Source organism: Agrobacterium sp. 5Ca39, assembly GCF_055382365.1.
In genome coordinates, this window is the sequence record NZ_AP026436.1 from 1,503,595 (window position 1) to 1,519,286 (window position 15,692).

Annotated in this window: 18 protein-coding genes; 15 read left to right on the forward strand and 3 right to left on the reverse strand. The window is 59.8% G+C overall.

Going from position 1 to position 15,692, the window contains the following annotated elements; genetic code table 11:
* Positions 1-65: 65 nt before the first annotated feature.
* From rpe to ACZ47E_RS07585, 8 genes are all read left to right on the forward strand, one after another.
* The gene (gene rpe, locus ACZ47E_RS07550; protein WP_004442425.1) at positions 66-743 is read left to right on the forward strand and encodes a ribulose-phosphate 3-epimerase; all 678 of its coding nucleotides are present in this window, start codon (positions 66-68) and stop codon (positions 741-743) included.
* Positions 744-802: 59 nt separating this feature from the next.
* Positions 803-1,309, forward strand: coding sequence for a hypothetical protein (locus tag ACZ47E_RS07555; RefSeq protein ID WP_278066836.1), 507 nt, complete (start codon positions 803-805; stop codon positions 1,307-1,309).
* A gap of 81 nt (positions 1,310-1,390) precedes the next feature.
* Entirely contained in the window at positions 1,391-2,698 is a 1,308-nt protein-coding gene (purB, locus tag ACZ47E_RS07560) for an adenylosuccinate lyase (protein ID WP_004442427.1), read from the forward strand.
* Between the two features lie 80 nt (positions 2,699-2,778).
* On the forward strand, positions 2,779-3,342 hold the full coding sequence (locus tag ACZ47E_RS07565; protein WP_004442428.1) for an alpha/beta hydrolase: 564 nt from the start codon (positions 2,779-2,781) through the stop codon (positions 3,340-3,342).
* 205 nt (positions 3,343-3,547) lie between these two features.
* Complete coding sequence (gene purC / locus ACZ47E_RS07570; RefSeq protein WP_004442430.1) at positions 3,548-4,312, forward strand: phosphoribosylaminoimidazolesuccinocarboxamide synthase; 765 nt, start codon at positions 3,548-3,550, stop codon at positions 4,310-4,312.
* A gap of 54 nt (positions 4,313-4,366) precedes the next feature.
* Positions 4,367-4,609, forward strand: coding sequence for a phosphoribosylformylglycinamidine synthase subunit PurS (gene purS, locus ACZ47E_RS07575; RefSeq protein ID WP_003507918.1), 243 nt, complete (start codon positions 4,367-4,369; stop codon positions 4,607-4,609).
* A 19-nt stretch (positions 4,610-4,628) separates the two neighbouring features.
* A complete protein-coding gene (gene purQ / locus ACZ47E_RS07580) occupies positions 4,629-5,300 on the forward strand; it encodes a phosphoribosylformylglycinamidine synthase subunit PurQ (RefSeq protein WP_004442432.1) in 672 nt (223 codons plus the stop codon).
* A gap of 78 nt (positions 5,301-5,378) precedes the next feature.
* Entirely contained in the window at positions 5,379-5,783 is a 405-nt protein-coding gene (locus ACZ47E_RS07585) for a hypothetical protein (protein ID WP_112554587.1), read from the forward strand.
* A 272-nt stretch (positions 5,784-6,055) separates the two neighbouring features.
* On the opposite strand, the gene ACZ47E_RS07590 is transcribed toward ACZ47E_RS07585, so the two are convergent.
* A complete protein-coding gene (locus tag ACZ47E_RS07590; RefSeq protein ID WP_004442436.1) occupies positions 6,056-6,361 on the reverse strand; it encodes a DUF1127 domain-containing protein in 306 nt (101 codons plus the stop codon).
* Positions 6,362-6,454: 93 nt separating this feature from the next.
* Here ACZ47E_RS07590 and ACZ47E_RS07595 point away from each other — a divergent pair, with 93 nt between their 5' ends.
* The 4 genes from ACZ47E_RS07595 to ACZ47E_RS07610 all read left to right on the forward strand — a co-directional run bounded on the left by ACZ47E_RS07595 (position 6,455) and on the right by ACZ47E_RS07610 (position 11,170).
* A complete protein-coding gene (locus tag ACZ47E_RS07595) occupies positions 6,455-7,873 on the forward strand; it encodes an aminotransferase-like domain-containing protein (protein WP_045533790.1) in 1,419 nt (472 codons plus the stop codon).
* A 107-nt stretch (positions 7,874-7,980) separates the two neighbouring features.
* A complete protein-coding gene (locus ACZ47E_RS07600; protein ID WP_278066837.1) occupies positions 7,981-8,571 on the forward strand; it encodes an acyloxyacyl hydrolase in 591 nt (196 codons plus the stop codon).
* Positions 8,572-8,685: 114 nt separating this feature from the next.
* On the forward strand, positions 8,686-10,920 hold the full coding sequence (purL, locus tag ACZ47E_RS07605) for a phosphoribosylformylglycinamidine synthase subunit PurL (RefSeq protein ID WP_112766787.1): 2,235 nt from the start codon (positions 8,686-8,688) through the stop codon (positions 10,918-10,920).
* 16 nt (positions 10,921-10,936) lie between these two features.
* Positions 10,937-11,170 carry a BolA family protein gene (locus tag ACZ47E_RS07610; protein ID WP_003516012.1) on the forward strand — a complete coding sequence of 78 codons (234 nt, stop codon included), beginning with the start codon at positions 10,937-10,939 and terminating at the stop codon, positions 11,168-11,170.
* Between the two features lie 110 nt (positions 11,171-11,280).
* Here the strand turns inward: ACZ47E_RS07610 and ACZ47E_RS07615 are convergent, their stop codons facing one another.
* The gene (locus ACZ47E_RS07615) at positions 11,281-12,429 is read right to left on the reverse strand and encodes a hypothetical protein (RefSeq protein ID WP_278066839.1); all 1,149 of its coding nucleotides are present in this window, start codon (positions 12,427-12,429) and stop codon (positions 11,281-11,283) included.
* 110 nt (positions 12,430-12,539) lie between these two features.
* On the opposite strand from ACZ47E_RS07615, the gene ACZ47E_RS07620 reads away from it, so the two are divergent.
* From ACZ47E_RS07620 to ACZ47E_RS07630, 3 genes are all read left to right on the forward strand, one after another.
* A complete protein-coding gene (locus ACZ47E_RS07620) occupies positions 12,540-12,788 on the forward strand; it encodes a hypothetical protein (RefSeq protein ID WP_004442452.1) in 249 nt (82 codons plus the stop codon).
* Between the two features lie 146 nt (positions 12,789-12,934).
* The gene (gene grxD, locus ACZ47E_RS07625) at positions 12,935-13,270 is read left to right on the forward strand and encodes a Grx4 family monothiol glutaredoxin (RefSeq protein ID WP_004442454.1); all 336 of its coding nucleotides are present in this window, start codon (positions 12,935-12,937) and stop codon (positions 13,268-13,270) included.
* Positions 13,271-13,407: 137 nt separating this feature from the next.
* Complete coding sequence (locus ACZ47E_RS07630; RefSeq protein ID WP_006698780.1) at positions 13,408-14,616, forward strand: multidrug effflux MFS transporter; 1,209 nt, start codon at positions 13,408-13,410, stop codon at positions 14,614-14,616.
* 223 nt (positions 14,617-14,839) lie between these two features.
* Here ACZ47E_RS07630 and ACZ47E_RS07635 read toward each other — a convergent pair whose 3' ends face one another.
* Positions 14,840-15,664, reverse strand: coding sequence for an inositol monophosphatase family protein (locus ACZ47E_RS07635; RefSeq protein ID WP_022556490.1), 825 nt, complete (start codon positions 15,662-15,664; stop codon positions 14,840-14,842).
* Between the last annotated feature and the right edge of the window lie 28 nt (positions 15,665-15,692).

Consider the following 15,692-nt stretch of genomic DNA (forward strand, 5'->3'; position numbering starts at 1 on the left):
CGTTTCAAACCCCGATGCATGGTGTTAAAGGCAAACTTACGCAACGCGTCGAGAGGAGTTTGCCCATGTCCCTGCCCATCCGGATAGCACCGTCGATCCTGGCTTCCAATTTCGCCAAGCTCGGACAGGAAGTCGCCGATGTCACCGAGGCCGGCGCGGACTGGATTCATCTCGATGTCATGGACGGGCATTTCGTGCCGAACATTTCCTTCGGGCCTGATGTCATCAAGGCGCTTCGGCCGCACAGCAATGCCTTCTTCGATTGCCATTTGATGATCGCCCCCGTCGATCCCTATCTCGAAGCCTTTGCCAAGGCCGGCTGTGACAGCATCACGGTGCATGCGGAGGCCGGCCCCCACCTGCACCGCTCTCTCCAGACCATTCGCGGACTGGGCCTGAAGGCTGGCGTCACACTCAACCCGGCAACGCCGCTTTCCGTTATCGAAAACGTGCTCGATGATGTCGACCTCGTGCTGATCATGAGCGTCAATCCCGGCTTCGGCGGCCAGAAATTCATTCCCGCCATGCTCGACAAGATCCGCGCAGCCAAGGCGATGATCGGTCAGCGGCCGATCGAACTGGAAGTGGATGGCGGCGTGACGGCGCAGACCGCAGGCGATATCATCGCCGCCGGCGCCAATGCACTGGTAGCGGGCTCCGCAGTCTTCAAAGGCGATGGCGTGGAGGATTATCGCAAGACGATCGCCCTCCTGCGCACGGCTGCGGAAGCCGGACGGGCGTAATCCGTCACCGCCGAATGCGGAAAGCCGGATGCGGCACAACGAGGCGTCGGGGGAATGTCATGGAAAGCAGCAGGCGGAATTTCCGCGACAGGGCTCTTCCAGCATTTTTCATTCTGCTTGGCGCGCTTGGCTGGAGCGTTTGTTCAGCGGCGTCGGCCGCCATCGGCCTCTATGCCCGTAACAGGCTGGAAACCGATCACGTTGCCGATATCATCACGCTTTTCTTCACGGGCGGATTTTTCGGCTGGCTGCTGGCGCTGGCAGCATTGCGCGTTCTCCCTGCCTTAAAATCCCAACAATTGCGTCTTGCGACAGCATGTCTCGCAATCGCTTTCTTCACGCTCGCCGTGGCGGCAGCATTGTTCGCGTTCGAGTACCGCATCTTTTATGCGCAATGGCATGCGCCAACGTTTTCCCGCATCTGGTTTTTTCAGCAGCTTTTCACGTCGCTCGGTGCAGTCTACCAGTTCGTCGTTCTGGGACTTGGTCTTTATTTTCCCTTCGCCGCACTTCCGCTCGTGCCCGCAGGGGCAATGCTCTGCCGGCGTGCACCGCAAGCGGCGTAGGCATGCAGCTTGATAGATTGAGATTAGCGGAACACTTTGCTAAACGGGCAGCAAATTTCCTCTACTAAGAAAGTCATTGCCATGATCCCTCGTTACTCCCGGCCGGAAATGGTCGCCATCTGGTCGCCGGAAACAAAATTCCGCATCTGGTTCGAGATCGAGGCGCATGCCTGTGACGCGCTGGCCGAGCTCGGCGTCATCCCGAAGTCAGCAGCCCAGACCATCTGGGAAAAGGGCGGCAGCGCCACCTTCGACGTCGCCCGCATCGATGAGATCGAGGCCGTCACCAAGCATGACGTCATCGCCTTCCTCACCCATCTCGCAGAATTCGTCGGTCCCGACAGCCGCTTCGTGCATCAGGGCATGACCTCGTCGGACGTGCTCGATACCACGCTCAACATCCAGCTTGTGCGCGCCGCCGATCTGCTGCTCGCCGACATGGACCGGGTGCTCGCGGCTCTCAAGACCCGGGCCTTCGAACACAAGAACACGGTGCGCATCGGCCGTAGCCACGGCATCCATGCCGAACCGACGACGATGGGCCTCACCTTCGCCCGCTTCTACGCCGAGATGCACCGCAACCGTGAGCGCCTTGTGAATGCCCGTGCGGAAATCGCCACCGGCGCAATCTCCGGCGCTGTCGGCACCTTCGCCAATATCGACCCCCGCGTCGAGGAACATGTCTGCGAAAAGCTCGGACTCATCCCCGAGCCGGTTTCCACGCAGGTCATCCCGCGTGACCGTCACGCCATGTTCTTCGCCACCCTCGGCGTCATCGCCTCGTCGATTGAAAACGTCGCCATCGAAATCCGCCACATGCAGCGCACCGAAGTTCTGGAAGCGGAAGAGTTCTTCTCTCCCGGCCAGAAGGGCTCGTCGGCCATGCCGCACAAGCGTAACCCGGTTCTCACTGAAAACCTCACCGGCCTCGCCCGTCTGGTGCGCATGTCGGTCGTCCCGGCCATGGAAAACGTTGCCCTCTGGCACGAGCGCGACATCAGCCACTCCTCCGTGGAGCGCGCCATCGGCCCCGACACGACAGTCACTCTGGACTTCGCATTGAACCGTCTGGCAGGCGTCATCGAAAAGCTGGTGATCTACCCGGACAACATGCTGAAGAACATGAACAAGTTCCGTGGTCTCGTGCATTCGCAGCGCGTTCTCCTGGCGCTGACGCAGGCTGGCGTATCGCGCGAAGACGCCTATCGTCTGGTCCAGCGCAATGCCATGAAGGTCTGGGAACAGGGTGCGGACTTCCTTGAGGAACTGCTGGGCGACGAGGAAGTGCGCGCTGCGCTCCCCGAAGAGGTCATCCGCGAAAAATTCGACCTCGGTTACCACACCAAGCATGTCGATACGATCTTCGCCCGCGTCTTCGGCAACGCCTGAGACTTGAGCTGAACCCGAGACCTTGACGTTAATGCCGCCGCGACCTTGATCGCGGCGGCATCACAACACAGATATGGCGCATGAAAGTTTCAGAAGCAGATATCCTGATCGTCCCCGGTTATACCAATTCCGGCCCGGATCACTGGCAGAGCCGCTGGGAGCGCAAGCTCTCCACCGCCCGCCGTGTCGAGCAGGCGGAATGGTCGAAACCGGTGAAGGAAGATTGGGTCGCCAGGCTGGTAGAGGAGGTCAACGCCTCCACCAGGCCCGTCGTCCTCGTGGCCCATTCGCTCGGCGTCCCGACCGTAATCCATGCCCTGCCCGAAATCGGCAAGAAGGTATCTGGCGCGCTTCTCGTTGCGCCGCCTGATGTCGCCAATCCCGAAATCAGGCCGAAGCATCTCATGACCTTCGGGCCTTACCCGCGCGATCCGCTGCCCTTTCCGGCGATCACCATCGCCAGCCGCAACGATCCCTTCGGCTCTTATGAACACGCCGACGACATCGCTGCTGCCTGGGGTTCGCTTTTGATCGATGCCGGCATGTCCGGCCACATCAATGCCGAGTCCGGGCACGGCCCGTGGCCGGAGGGCGGCATGGTCTTCGCGCAATTCCTGAGCCGCCTCAAAGGCGTCGAGCCATGACGAGAGCCGCCAACTGAAATCCGCATCGCCGCCCGCCCCTGCCGCGGCCCGGTTTTGCGGATGAAACAGTTCGGCGGCCCTGTCACAAGAATTGAAGGGAAATATGCCAGCCGCATTGTAGAATGCACTCTTTTCCTTTATGGGACCGCTTCAAAGACCAAACGCAACGCCACCAGAATCGGCGTCAACCAAGAGACCTGCAATTATGAACCGTCGCCGCCGTATTTACGAAGGCAAGGCCAAGATCCTTTACGAGGGTCCGGAGCCAGGCACGCTTATCCAGTTCTTCAAGGACGATGCGACCGCCTTCAACAAGAAGAAGCATGAAGTCATCGACGGCAAGGGCGTGCTGAACAACCGTATCTGCGAATACGTCTTCACGCATCTGAACAAGATCGGCATTCCCACCCACTTCATCCGCCGCCTCAACATGCGCGAGCAGCTGATCAAGGAAGTGGAGATGATCCCGCTCGAGGTCGTCGTGCGCAATGTCGCCGCCGGCTCGCTTTCCAAGCGCCTCGGCATCGAGGAAGGCGTGGTGCTGCCACGCTCGATCATCGAGTTTTATTACAAGTCGGATGAGCTCGAAGACCCGATGGTCTCCGAAGAGCACATCACGGCTTTCGGCTGGGCCAACCCCGCCGAGCTTGACGACATCATGGCGCTCGCCATCCGCGTCAACGACTTCCTCTCCGGCCTGTTCCTCGGCGTCGGCATTCAGCTCGTCGATTTCAAGATCGAATGTGGCCGCCTCTTCGAAGGCGATATGATGCGCATCATCCTCGCCGACGAGATTTCGCCCGACAGCTGCCGCCTCTGGGACATCGAGACCCAGAAGAAGATGGACAAGGACCTCTTCCGACGCGATCTGGGCGGTCTTCTGGAAGCTTATTCCGAAGTGGCGCGCCGTCTCGGCATCATCAATGAAAACGAACCGATCCGCGGCACCGGTCCTGTTCTGGTAAAGTAATATCGGCTCGTGAAATAATATTGGCCTCGTAGGGTAAAATCAGGAGAAGATCAGGTGATCAAGGCACGGGTGACTGTTACGCTGAAGAACGGCGTTCTCGATCCGCAGGGCAAGGCAATCGAAGGCGCGCTTGGCAGCCTCGGTTTTGGTGGCGTCGGCCATGTCCGTCAGGGCAAGGTTTTCGATCTGGAACTGGAAGGCGCCGACAAGGCGAAGGCCGAAACCGATCTGAAGGCAATGTGCGAAAAGCTCTTGGCCAACACGGTCATCGAAAACTACGCCATCGCCATTCTCTAAGCTCCAGGAGCCGCCGTCCATGAAATCCGCTGTCGTCCAACTTCCCGGCCTCAACCGCGACCGCGACATGATCGCGGCTCTGACGAAAATCTCCGGTCAGGCGCCTGTCACCATCTGGCAGACGGAGACGGATATTCCCGATGTCGATCTGATCGTCATTCCCGGCGGCTTCTCTTATGGCGACTATCTGCGCTGCGGCGCGATTGCCGCCCGCATGCCTGTCATGCAGGCCATCCGCGAGAAGGCGGAAAAGGGCGTGAAGGTTCTCGGCGTCTGCAACGGCTTCCAGATTCTGGTCGAAGCCGGCATGCTGCCGGGCGCCCTGATGCGCAACGCCTCGCTGAAATTCGTCTGCCGCGAAGTGAAGCTCGAAGTCGCCAATAACGACACCGATTTCACCCGTGCTTACGACAAGGGCCAGATCCTGCGTTGCCCCGTCGCCCATCACGATGGCAACTACTTCCTCGATGCGGATGAGTTGAAATCGGTCGAGGGCAACGGCCAGGTCGTGTTCCGTTATGCCGAAGGCACCAACCCGAACGGCTCGCTGAACGACATTGCCGGCGTCATCAATGCCAAGGGCAACGTTCTCGGCATGATGCCGCATCCGGAAAACCTGATCGAAGCCGCCCATGGCGGCAATGACGGCCGCGGCCTCTTCGCTTCGGCGCTTGGCGTCATCGCAGCCTGACAGACGGGCGGGCTTTGAGCCCGCCTTTTTTGATGCCGGCTGACGGCGTCGTTTTGGCCCTCTCTTCTGGATGACCTGATGTCTTTTGCCCGTCGATCGAATACCCTCAAGGCGACCGGATTGTTTCTAGCTGCGGCGACCCTGGCTGCTTGTCAGCCGAAACCACAGCCGACAGCCTCGGTCTCCCGCGCCGCTCTCCCCACAATGGAACGGATAGCGCTTGGCGCGAATGCCTGCTGGTTCAAATCGGGGGATGCGGCTTTCAAGGCCTATCGTCTGGCCCCTGAACTCAATTCCTTCTCAGGCCGTCCGCGCATCCTGCTCGTGCCGCGCAACAGTCCGGAATCGCGGCCCATGCTGGTCGTTCAGGCCGAAGGCAACCCGGCAAAGCTCGACGCTTTTGGCCCGGTGATGAACGAGGCCATTTCCAGCCGCATCGCAACCGACGTCAAGCGCTGGGCGAGTGGCGGCAAGGGCTGCTGATCTCATCGTAGTATTCTAGGTCTGCGTATCGGGCGAGACGTATCCGCGTCGCTCATTCCTGTGCTTGTCACAGGAATGAGGAAAGGGGAACGCTCGGCAAAAGGCAGACGCCGGCACAAGAAGCTCTTGCCACGTACCATTTATCAATTTGCCGAAGCTGGTCTAAGGGGCCTAAATAAAAAAACCCGCCAACGCCGGTTGGGAATGGCGTGGCGGGCTGCCGCACGGCTTGATGGCGCCGGGGAAAGAAGGCGCCGCTCTCCGGCAAAAAATTAAAGCGGCCGTGTCGGCCATGAAAAAAGCTGGGATTTCGCCGCTTCCTTCAGGGCTTCATCGCGCGTTACGCCGATATCTTCCAGAAGATCATCAGACAGTTCCCGCAAAGCGAGCCGTCCCTGCCGCTTCCGGTGCCAGTTGAACATGCCCGCAATCAGGCGACCAATTGGCGTGCTGGCGATCTTGGCCGGAAAAGGCGCCGGTGCGACCATGTCGCCGGCATCGCGGAACACGCGTTCCCGTTCGTAGCCATCAGGATAGAGCGTATCCGCTGTCGAAAGGTATTGATCCATCTTGCGCATATTGCACCTATTGTCTCCGTGCGTTTGTCTTCATTGAATGCAGACAATAAATACAATTGACTTGCGAAGAGATACAATGCATAAATTGTCACCATGACAAATTGGCTTCCCGATCTCACTGTGGGCGATGGCCCGATATATCTGCGCCTCGCCGACAGTATCGAGGGCGCAATTTCCGATGGCACCCTGCAGGCGGGCTCGAAATTGCCGCCACAGCGCAACCTCGCTTATGACCTCGGCGTGACAATAGGTACAATCAGCCGGGCCTACGCGCTTATCCACGAGCGCGGCCTGGTCAGCGGTGAGGTCGGCCGCGGCACCTATGTCAATGAGCGCAAGACCCCGGCCCCCTCAGCGCCCATGGAGACGGTGGCGGCAGCGTTCGGCAGCACACGCCACGCCGTCGATAGCAGCGCCGAATTCCGGCTCAACACCACGGCGGCACCCGATGTCGGCCAGAGCGTGCTGATCGCCAGACATATCGAGGCTGTCGCCCGCGAACATGCTTACGACGTCACCAATTACGCCCGTTCCTTTCCTGACAACTGGTGCATGGCGGGCGCTCGCTGGCTTTCCCAGAACGGCTGGTCGCCAAAACCGGAAAACATCGTCTCGACGCTTGGCGCCCATGCGGCGGTGATGAGTGTGGTGACGGCCATGACCGCCCCGGGAGACCGTATCGTCTTCGAACCCGTGACCTATTCCCATATCAGCCGCAGCGCTACACTTGCCGGACGGCGGGTGACGCTGGTTGAAGCGGATGACAAGGGCATTGTCCCTGACGATTTCGAGCGCGTCTGCGCCCAGCAGCATCCCAAGATGATCTTCCTGATGTCCGCCGGCCAGAACCCGACCTGCGCCACGCTGCCAGAAGAGCGTCGCCGTGCGATAGCCGATATTGCCCGCCGGTATGGTGTCTGGGTCGTAGAGGACAATCTTTATGGCGCGATGACGCGTGAGGCGATCCCGCTGATCGCAGAATTTGCGCCCGACATTACCTTCGTCGTCGGCGGCCTGTCGAAATCCGTTGCCGCTGGCGTTCGTGGCGGCTGGGTCGCCTGCCCGGCGCAATATTCGTCGCGCATCCGCATTTCCCACTCGATGCTGACAGGCGGTCTGCCCTTCATGCTGGCCGAAGTGAATGCCCGCCTCGTCAACAGCGGTGACGCCGACGACATTCGCAAGGATTGTATCGCCGAGATCAATCAGCGCGAGGCGATTGCCCGGCGGGCCTTTGCCGGGCTGGATTTCAATTCGCTGCCCGATATCGCCTTCCTGTGGCTGAGACTGCCCGAACCCTGGCTTTCCGGCACGTTCCGAAACGCGGCGATGAAAGAAGGCGTGCTGATAGATGACGAGGATGAGTTCAAGGCCGGCCGCACCGACAAGGTTTTCCATCGGGTGCGTGTCAGCCTTTCTGGTCCATCGAACCAGCAAGAGTTGACCCATGCCCTCGGCATCCTGCGCCACCTGCTCGACAACGGCTCGGCCGGTTACGAAAGCGTTGCCTAGAGGGCGGAGAGTCTTTCCTGCAACACCCGGCCTAATTCAGTAACTTATCATTTACCAAAGCGACAAACCTGCCATCCTTTCCGCAATTCGAGGTGGGGAATGATTCGATGGCAGCATTCGATTCCACAGGTGTGAGGGCGTGTTTCGCGCTGGCGATCCTTCTTGCGGCATGTGTCTTGATCGGCATCATGCCCGCCACTGCTGCGGAAGGCACCGTCTTCGACGAATTGCGCTTCGGCGCAACCACCTCGATCTCCAATCACGACAATGGCGGTGAGGATGGCGTCTTTCCGGCCTTCACCGCCTATTTTGATCCCTTCGCCAGTGCATCTGCGGTAACGCTCGGCCAAAAACTCTCCCGCCCACGGCTACATATCGGTGGCGAGATCGGCACTGAGGGCTCGGCGAATACCATTTACGGCGGCGTCAACTGGACCTTCGATCTCAACCCGAAGATCTTTCTCGATTTCGGTTTTGGCGGCCTCTGGCACGATGGCAAGCTGAGAAACAGTGCCGGCGAAACCGGTGCGGAATTCGGCTGCCGGGTGCTTTTCCACGAATATGCGGCGATCGGCTATCGTTTCGATAATAACTGGAATATTTCGACCCAGATCGAGCATGCATCACATGCCAATCTGTGCGATGGGCCCAATGACGGACTGACCCGCGTCGGCCTCATGGTCGGCTACAGGTTCTGAAGAAGCCAAGAAAGCAGCGTTTTGCGGGTAAAACCGCGCATTTTCCTGTCGCACCTTTGAGCCTCTTGCGCTAAAGAACCGGAAACTTCCCTCGGCTCGAACCGCGTGAGACCTATGTCGATTCCAAACTCCATCAAGATCACCCCGGAACTCGTTGCATCCCACGGGCTGAAGCCCGACGAATACCAGCGTATCCTCGACCTGATCGGACGGGAGCCCAGCTTTACCGAGCTCGGCATCTTCTCGGCCATGTGGAACGAGCACTGCTCCTACAAGTCGTCCAAGAAGTGGCTGAAGACCCTGCCCACCAAGGGACCACGCGTCATCCAGGGCCCCGGTGAAAATGCCGGCGTTGTGGATATCGACGATGGCGATTGCGTCGTCTTCAAGATGGAGAGCCACAACCACCCGTCCTATATCGAGCCCTATCAGGGTGCGGCGACCGGCGTCGGCGGTATCCTGCGTGACGTCTTCACCATGGGCGCACGCCCGATTGCCGCCATGAACGCCCTGCGTTTCGGCGCGCCCGACCACCCCAAGACCCGCCATCTCGTGGCCGGTGTCGTTGCCGGTGTTGGCGGCTACGGCAACTCCTTCGGCGTGCCAACGGTTGGCGGCGAAGTGGAATTCGATCCGCGCTATAACGGCAACATCCTCGTCAACGCCTTTGCCGCCGGTCTTGCCAAGTCCGACGCAATCTTCCTCTCGGAAGCCAAGGGTGTGGGCCTGCCGGTGGTTTATCTCGGCGCAAAGACCGGCCGCGACGGCGTTGGCGGCGCGACCATGGCCTCTGCCGAATTCGATGAGTCCATCGAAGAAAAGCGCCCGACCGTTCAGGTCGGTGACCCCTTCACCGAAAAGTGCCTGCTGGAAGCCTGCCTCGAACTGATGAAAACCGGCGCGGTCATCGCCATTCAGGACATGGGCGCCGCCGGCCTCACCTGCTCGGCCGTCGAAATGGGCGCCAAAGGCGACCTCGGCATCGAGCTTGACCTCAACGCCGTGCCGGTGCGTGAAGAGCGCATGACGGCCTATGAAATGATGCTGTCCGAAAGCCAGGAGCGCATGCTCATGGTTCTCGAGCCCTCCAAGGAAGAAGTCGCCAAGGCGATCTTCGTCAAGTGGGGTCTGGACTTCGCGATCGTCGGCAAGACCACCGACGACCTGCGCTTCCGCGTCATTCACAATGGTGAGGAAGTCGCCAACCTGCCGATCAAGGAACTGGGCGATCAGGCTCCCGAATATGACCGCCCGTGGACACCCGCGAAGGTGCCCACCCCGCTTGCGGAAAACGACGTTCCCGCTGCCGATATCGCCGACGCGCTGGTATCGCTCGTCGGTTCGGCCAACAATTCCTCGCGCCGCTGGGTCTACGAGCAGTATGACACGCTGATCCAGGGCAATTCCCTGCAGCTGCCGGGCGGCGACGCCGGCGTCGTTCGCGTCGAAGGCCACGACAAGAAGGCGCTCGCCTTCTCCTCCGACGTCACCCCGCGTTACGTCGAGGCCGACCCCTTCGAAGGCGGCAAGCAGGCCGTGGCCGAATGCTGGCGCAACATTACCGCAACCGGCGCCCTGCCGCTCGCGGCCACCGACAACCTGAATTTCGGCAACCCGGAAAAGCCCGAAATCATGAGCCAGCTGGTTCATGCCATCAAGGGCATCGGCGAAGCCTGCCGCGTGCTGGAATTCCCGATCGTTTCCGGCAACGTCTCGCTCTACAACGAGACCAATGGCCAGGCGATCCTGCCAACCCCCACCATTGGCGGCGTCGGCTTGCTGAAGGATTGGGGCCGCATGGCGCGCATCCGTTTTGCCGCCGCTGACGAAGCGGTGCTGCTTGTCGGCGCACCTGCCGGCCTCGGCACCCACATCGCGCAGTCGGTGTACATGCGTGATATCCATGGCCGTATCGACGGCCCTGCCCCGCATGTCGATCTCGCCGCCGAAAAGAAGAACGGCGATTTCGTGCGTGGCATCATCACGGATGGCCTCGCCACCGCCGTTCACGATTGCTCCTCGGGAGGTCTGGCGCTCGCGGTTGCCGAAATGGCGATTTCCTCCGGAATCGGCGCGACCATCGATGCGGTCGAAGGCCACAACCCGGTCCTCACCTTCTATGGCGAAGATCAGGGTCGTTACGTGCTCACCGTGAAGAAAACCGATCTCGACAAGGTACTGGGTGCTGCGAAGGCAGCCGGCGTTTCCTGCGCCAACATCGGCGTTACCGGTGGTTCCACCGTAAAGCTGGGCACGGCGCGCGCCGTCGAGATTAAAGAATTGCACTCGGCCTATGAATCGTGGTTCCCTCAGTTCATGGACGGCGAAACTCTAGTCGCCGCAGAATGAATTAAGGAGAAACACCATGCCCATGAAACCCGGCGACATTGAAGACATGATTAAGGCGGGAATTCCCGGGGCAAAGGTCACGATCCGCGATCTGGCCGGTGATGGCGATCATTACGCGGCGGAAGTCGTGGCAGATGCATTCAAGGGCAAGACCCGCGTGCAGCAGCACCAGATGGTCTATGACGCGCTGAAGGGCAATATGGGCGGCGTCCTGCATGCCCTTGCCCTGCAGACCTCGGCGCCCGAATGATGACTGAGATCACCGGTCTCTGTCCCATCGGCTGAAAGACCTGACGGCTGAAGAAAGGCCCGCGTGATAGTCCCACGCGGGCCTTTTCATATTCGACGTTATCGAAACCTCTAAAGAGCAGGCGGCGTTTGTGACTCGAGGTCGGCAAATGAGGCGGCTGGCAGAGGCCCGGCCGTCAGCAGGGTAAAGTCGTAACCGGACCTGCGATCAGGCCCGAGAACATATTGCCGGTGCATTCTGAGGAAATTCCGCTTGTTCTTCTTGTAACGCTCCGGTGAAAGCGAATGCTTGAAGCGGATCGGCACGATTTTCGGTTGCGGCGCATCGCCATGACCGGTCAGCGCCACCGTGTTGCAACGATATAGATGGATCGGATCTGTGAGACACTGGATATCGAACCATGTCACCTCAGGGTGACGTGCGATGACGCCAATGCTCTGACGAAGCCGCACGGCGCTCGACAGAAACGCGCATTGCAAGGCCGCCCCACCCAGCGTTGCGAAAGACAACTTCCGTCCATCCAGCGCCTCCGGCTTCAGCTCCAGCACGCGGCCGATGACCGCGAGGGCCAAGCTGGCGCCCATGCTGTGCGAGACCACCAGAACCTCATCCGAAGACTGCTCCAGCGCCGTCAGGACAAGCGCTGCCTTCTCTTCGATCCAGATTCGGGCAATCGGCTCGTCGCGGCCGACTGCGAGTGCGAACCGCCAGTCCGCATAAAGATGCAGGGTGTGAAAGCGCTCGGCAAACGGCAGGAAAGCCTTGGTGAAAAACAGGGCCGCAGCCGGAAGGCTGACCACCAGCAGCCACAGCGGTAAAGCGAAAAGCCAAGGCGACAGGCCAATCACCGCCGCAAGCACGCCACCGGCAAGCATCAGCAGGAACGGAAAAATAAAGAACAGCCCAAAACGCCATGCATGGCGGAAGTAGCGCGCCGCGCCCCCCTCACCGATAATGCCCGCTCCCGCCTTGAAGCCCTGCCAGATCTGCCGCCAGACCGGCGCATTCCGCAATTGTGAGATGACGGCATTATGATCATAGACGATGATGTCCGAACGCGTCCGCCAATCGCCTGACGAGGATTCCACGGTGAATGTTTCGCCGCCCGGCCTGTTCTCCAGCGGCCCCACTGCATAATCGACGGCCCATGTTTTTCCTGCCAGCGCGGCGGCACGCTGATAACGCAGATGATGGGCAGCGGCATCCAGCGGATCGAAACCCGGGAAATAAAGGACAAGTCGTGACGTGACGGTCGGCATGCATAAACCTTCGGGCTGGAGGCACCCGAAAGGATCGCTTGATACAGTGGGCGATGCACGTATAGTAAAAATCGCGACGGAAATATGATTTATTTAAAGGCGGAGAAAATTTGTCTGGCATCGTCGATCAACTGATAAACGGCGTCGTCAAGGGCGCTTTGTCGGAAGTCCTCACCAAGACCGGCATCCGCAAGACACGCCGCGCACGCCGAACGAAAAGCACCGGTTCTCTCGCCGGCGGTATTGTCGGCTCCGTTCTGGAAGCCGCAATCAAGGCCGCAGTCAAACCGAAGCCGGCCAAAAAACAGGTCAGCAAAAGACGCACCGCCGCCGCGCGCAGCCGGCAGAGATATCGCTAGGCGTCGGAAGACCGTTTTTTGGCGCGTTATGCGTTGCAGGAGGCACGCATTTTTTCCTTCCGACGGGTGGAAATCGCGCCACGACATGTTATTTAGAGGCTAACAGAAAGCAGCGGCCTTGAACCGCATGTGAAAGGAATAGGCCTATGAGCGGCATTCACGACATGATCGACAGCGAAGTGAAGAGCAACGACATCGTTCTTTTCATGAAGGGCACCCCGCAATTCCCGCAATGCGGTTTTTCCGGCCAGGTGGTACAGATCCTCGATTATCTCGGAGTCGACTACAAGGGCATCAATGTGCTTGCCGATGCCGACATCCGTCAGGGCATCAAGGACTATTCCAACTGGCCGACGATCCCGCAGCTCTACGTCAAGGGTGAGTTCGTTGGCGGCTGCGACATCGTGAGAGAGATGTTCCAGTCCGGCGAATTGCAGAGCCACTTCCAAGAACAGGGTATCAGCGTCCGCGGCGCGGCCTGATTTCGGCCGGTTCGTCCGGCCCACCCTGATTGTCAGAAATTTATGCCAGGCGTTGCTTCATGCAACGCCTTTGCCGTTCTTTTTGGGGCAATCCTGTGACAAATCTTTCACAATCCACCGCTTCGCGCGCAGGCTCGATGGGGCGTACGGAATTCATTGCGCTGGCCGCAATGCTGATGGCGTTGAACGCGCTCGCCATCGATATCATGCTGCCCGGGCTTCAGGAAATCGGCGCCTCGCTGGGCGTCGAGAATGAAAACCATCGCCAATATGTCATTTCGGCCTACCTTCTCGGTTTCGGCGTCGCCCAGCTTCTCTATGGGCCGATCTCGGACCGTTTCGGTCGCCGCAAGCCGATGCTCTTTGGTCTTGCGATCTACATCGTTTCAGCGCTTGCGGTCGTTTTCGTGCCGTCCTTCTCCGGCCTGCTGCTCCTGCGTTTCATTCAGGGCATCGGTTCTGCGGCAACACGCGTCATCACCATCTCGATCGTCCGCGACATCTATGGCGGCCGCCAGATGGCTGAAGTCATGTCGCTGATCATGATGGTTTTCATGGTCGTTCCGGTCATCGCGCCCGGCACTGGCCAGATCGTGCTCTTCTTCGGAAACTGGCACCTTATCTTTGCCTTCATGGCCGGCATAGCTGCCGTGGTAACGGCCTGGATGTATTTCCGCCTGCCTGAGACCCTGCATCCGGACGATGTCCGTCCTTTCACCGCCCGTTCGGTGCTCGGCGGTTTCAAGATCGTGCTCACCAACCGCATTGCGCTTTGCTACACGCTCTCCAGCACCTTCATCTTCGGTGCGCTGTTCGGCTTTATCAATTCCGCTGAACAGGTCTACAAGGGCATTTACGGCCTTGGTCCATGGTTCGCGGCGGCATTTGCCGGCGTCGCCCTGTTCATGGCCTTTTCGTCCTTCATCAATGCGAGGCTTGTCGGAAGGTTCGGCATGCGCAAGCTGTCGCACGGGTCGCTGCTCGGCTTCATCGCCATCACCTTCATCTGGCTTGTGGTGCAGGTGCTGGGACCGGATCCGATGCCTTTCGCCATCTTCATCGTGTTCTTCGCACTTGCCATGTTCCAGTTCGGCTGGATCGGCTCGAACTTCAACTCGCTGGCGATGGAACCGCTTGGCCACGTCGCCGGCACGGCCTCCTCGGTGATCGGCTTCATGGGAACCATTGGCGGTTCGCTGATCGGCGCCGCCATCGGCCAGGCTTTCGATGGTACCGCACTGCCAATGGTGGCAGGTTTCTTCGTCGTCTCCATCATCGGCCTGATCTTTGTACTGATCGGCGAAAAGGGTGTGTTATTTCATGCCCACAACAAGCCGATCCGCTAAGGGACGTGGAAAAATAAAAGGGCGCGGAATTCTGTTCCGCGCCCTTTTTTGTTTGCTGGTGGGTCTCGCCGACGGCCGTTACCCCGGAGCTGATCCGGGGTTCAGCCAGCCCAAGTCCTTGGGCTGAAAAAGGTCCTTCCGCCGCGCAGACGCGCCGCAGCTGGATGCCGGATCAAGTCCGGCATGACGGTGAAGGTTGTGCGCACCCCACAGATCCGGAGCCTCAGACCGTGAAAATCTTCTCGCGCAGCAATTCCCACGTCTCCTGATTAGGCGCCAGCAGCAGCCCGCCATCCACATGGCGGGGCAGATAAGGCGAGCCATCAAGGCGGGCGGCATAGGCGCCCGATTCCTGCGAGATCAATGTGCCGGCCAGGTGGTCCCAGGGCATCAGCTTGTTGTACATCAGGAAATGCATGTGACCGCCGCAGAACAGGCGGTATTCATGTGCGGCGCAGCGATAGCTGGTGAAGAGCCGCACATCGGCCAGGTTCACCAGAATCTTGCGGCGCGTCTCCACGTCGAAATAGCCGGTATTGGCGATACCCACCATCTGCGACAGTTCCGGCGCCGGCACGACCGACATCTGCGTCTGCGCGCCATCGGCGCTGCACAGCCATGCGCCGGAGCCCTTTTCGGCAATGGCCCAGTCATTGCCCATGGGATCGAAGATCAGGCCGGCGACAGTCTCGCCCTTGGAGATGATGCTCATCATCACGCCGAAAAGCGGCAGGCCGGACGCAAAATTATAGGTGCCATCGATCGGATCGACCACGACAGCCAGATCGGCATCGGCAAGCTTGCCAAGCAGCGAAGCGTCGGCCGCCACCGCCTCCTCGCCGATGAAGAGAGCATTCGGCATGATCTCCTGCACGCGGGCGCGGATCAACCGCTCTGCGGCCTCGTCAGCCTCGGTAACCAGGTCGATCGCTTCGGTCTTGATCCTGACGTCGCCATCGCCCAGATTGCGGAACCTCGGCAGGATTTCAACCGCAGCAGCCTCCTGAAGCGCATTGGCAAGAGAGGCGATGTCGAGTTCGAGAGCCATGGGCGAGATCCTTCCATTTGAGCATAAA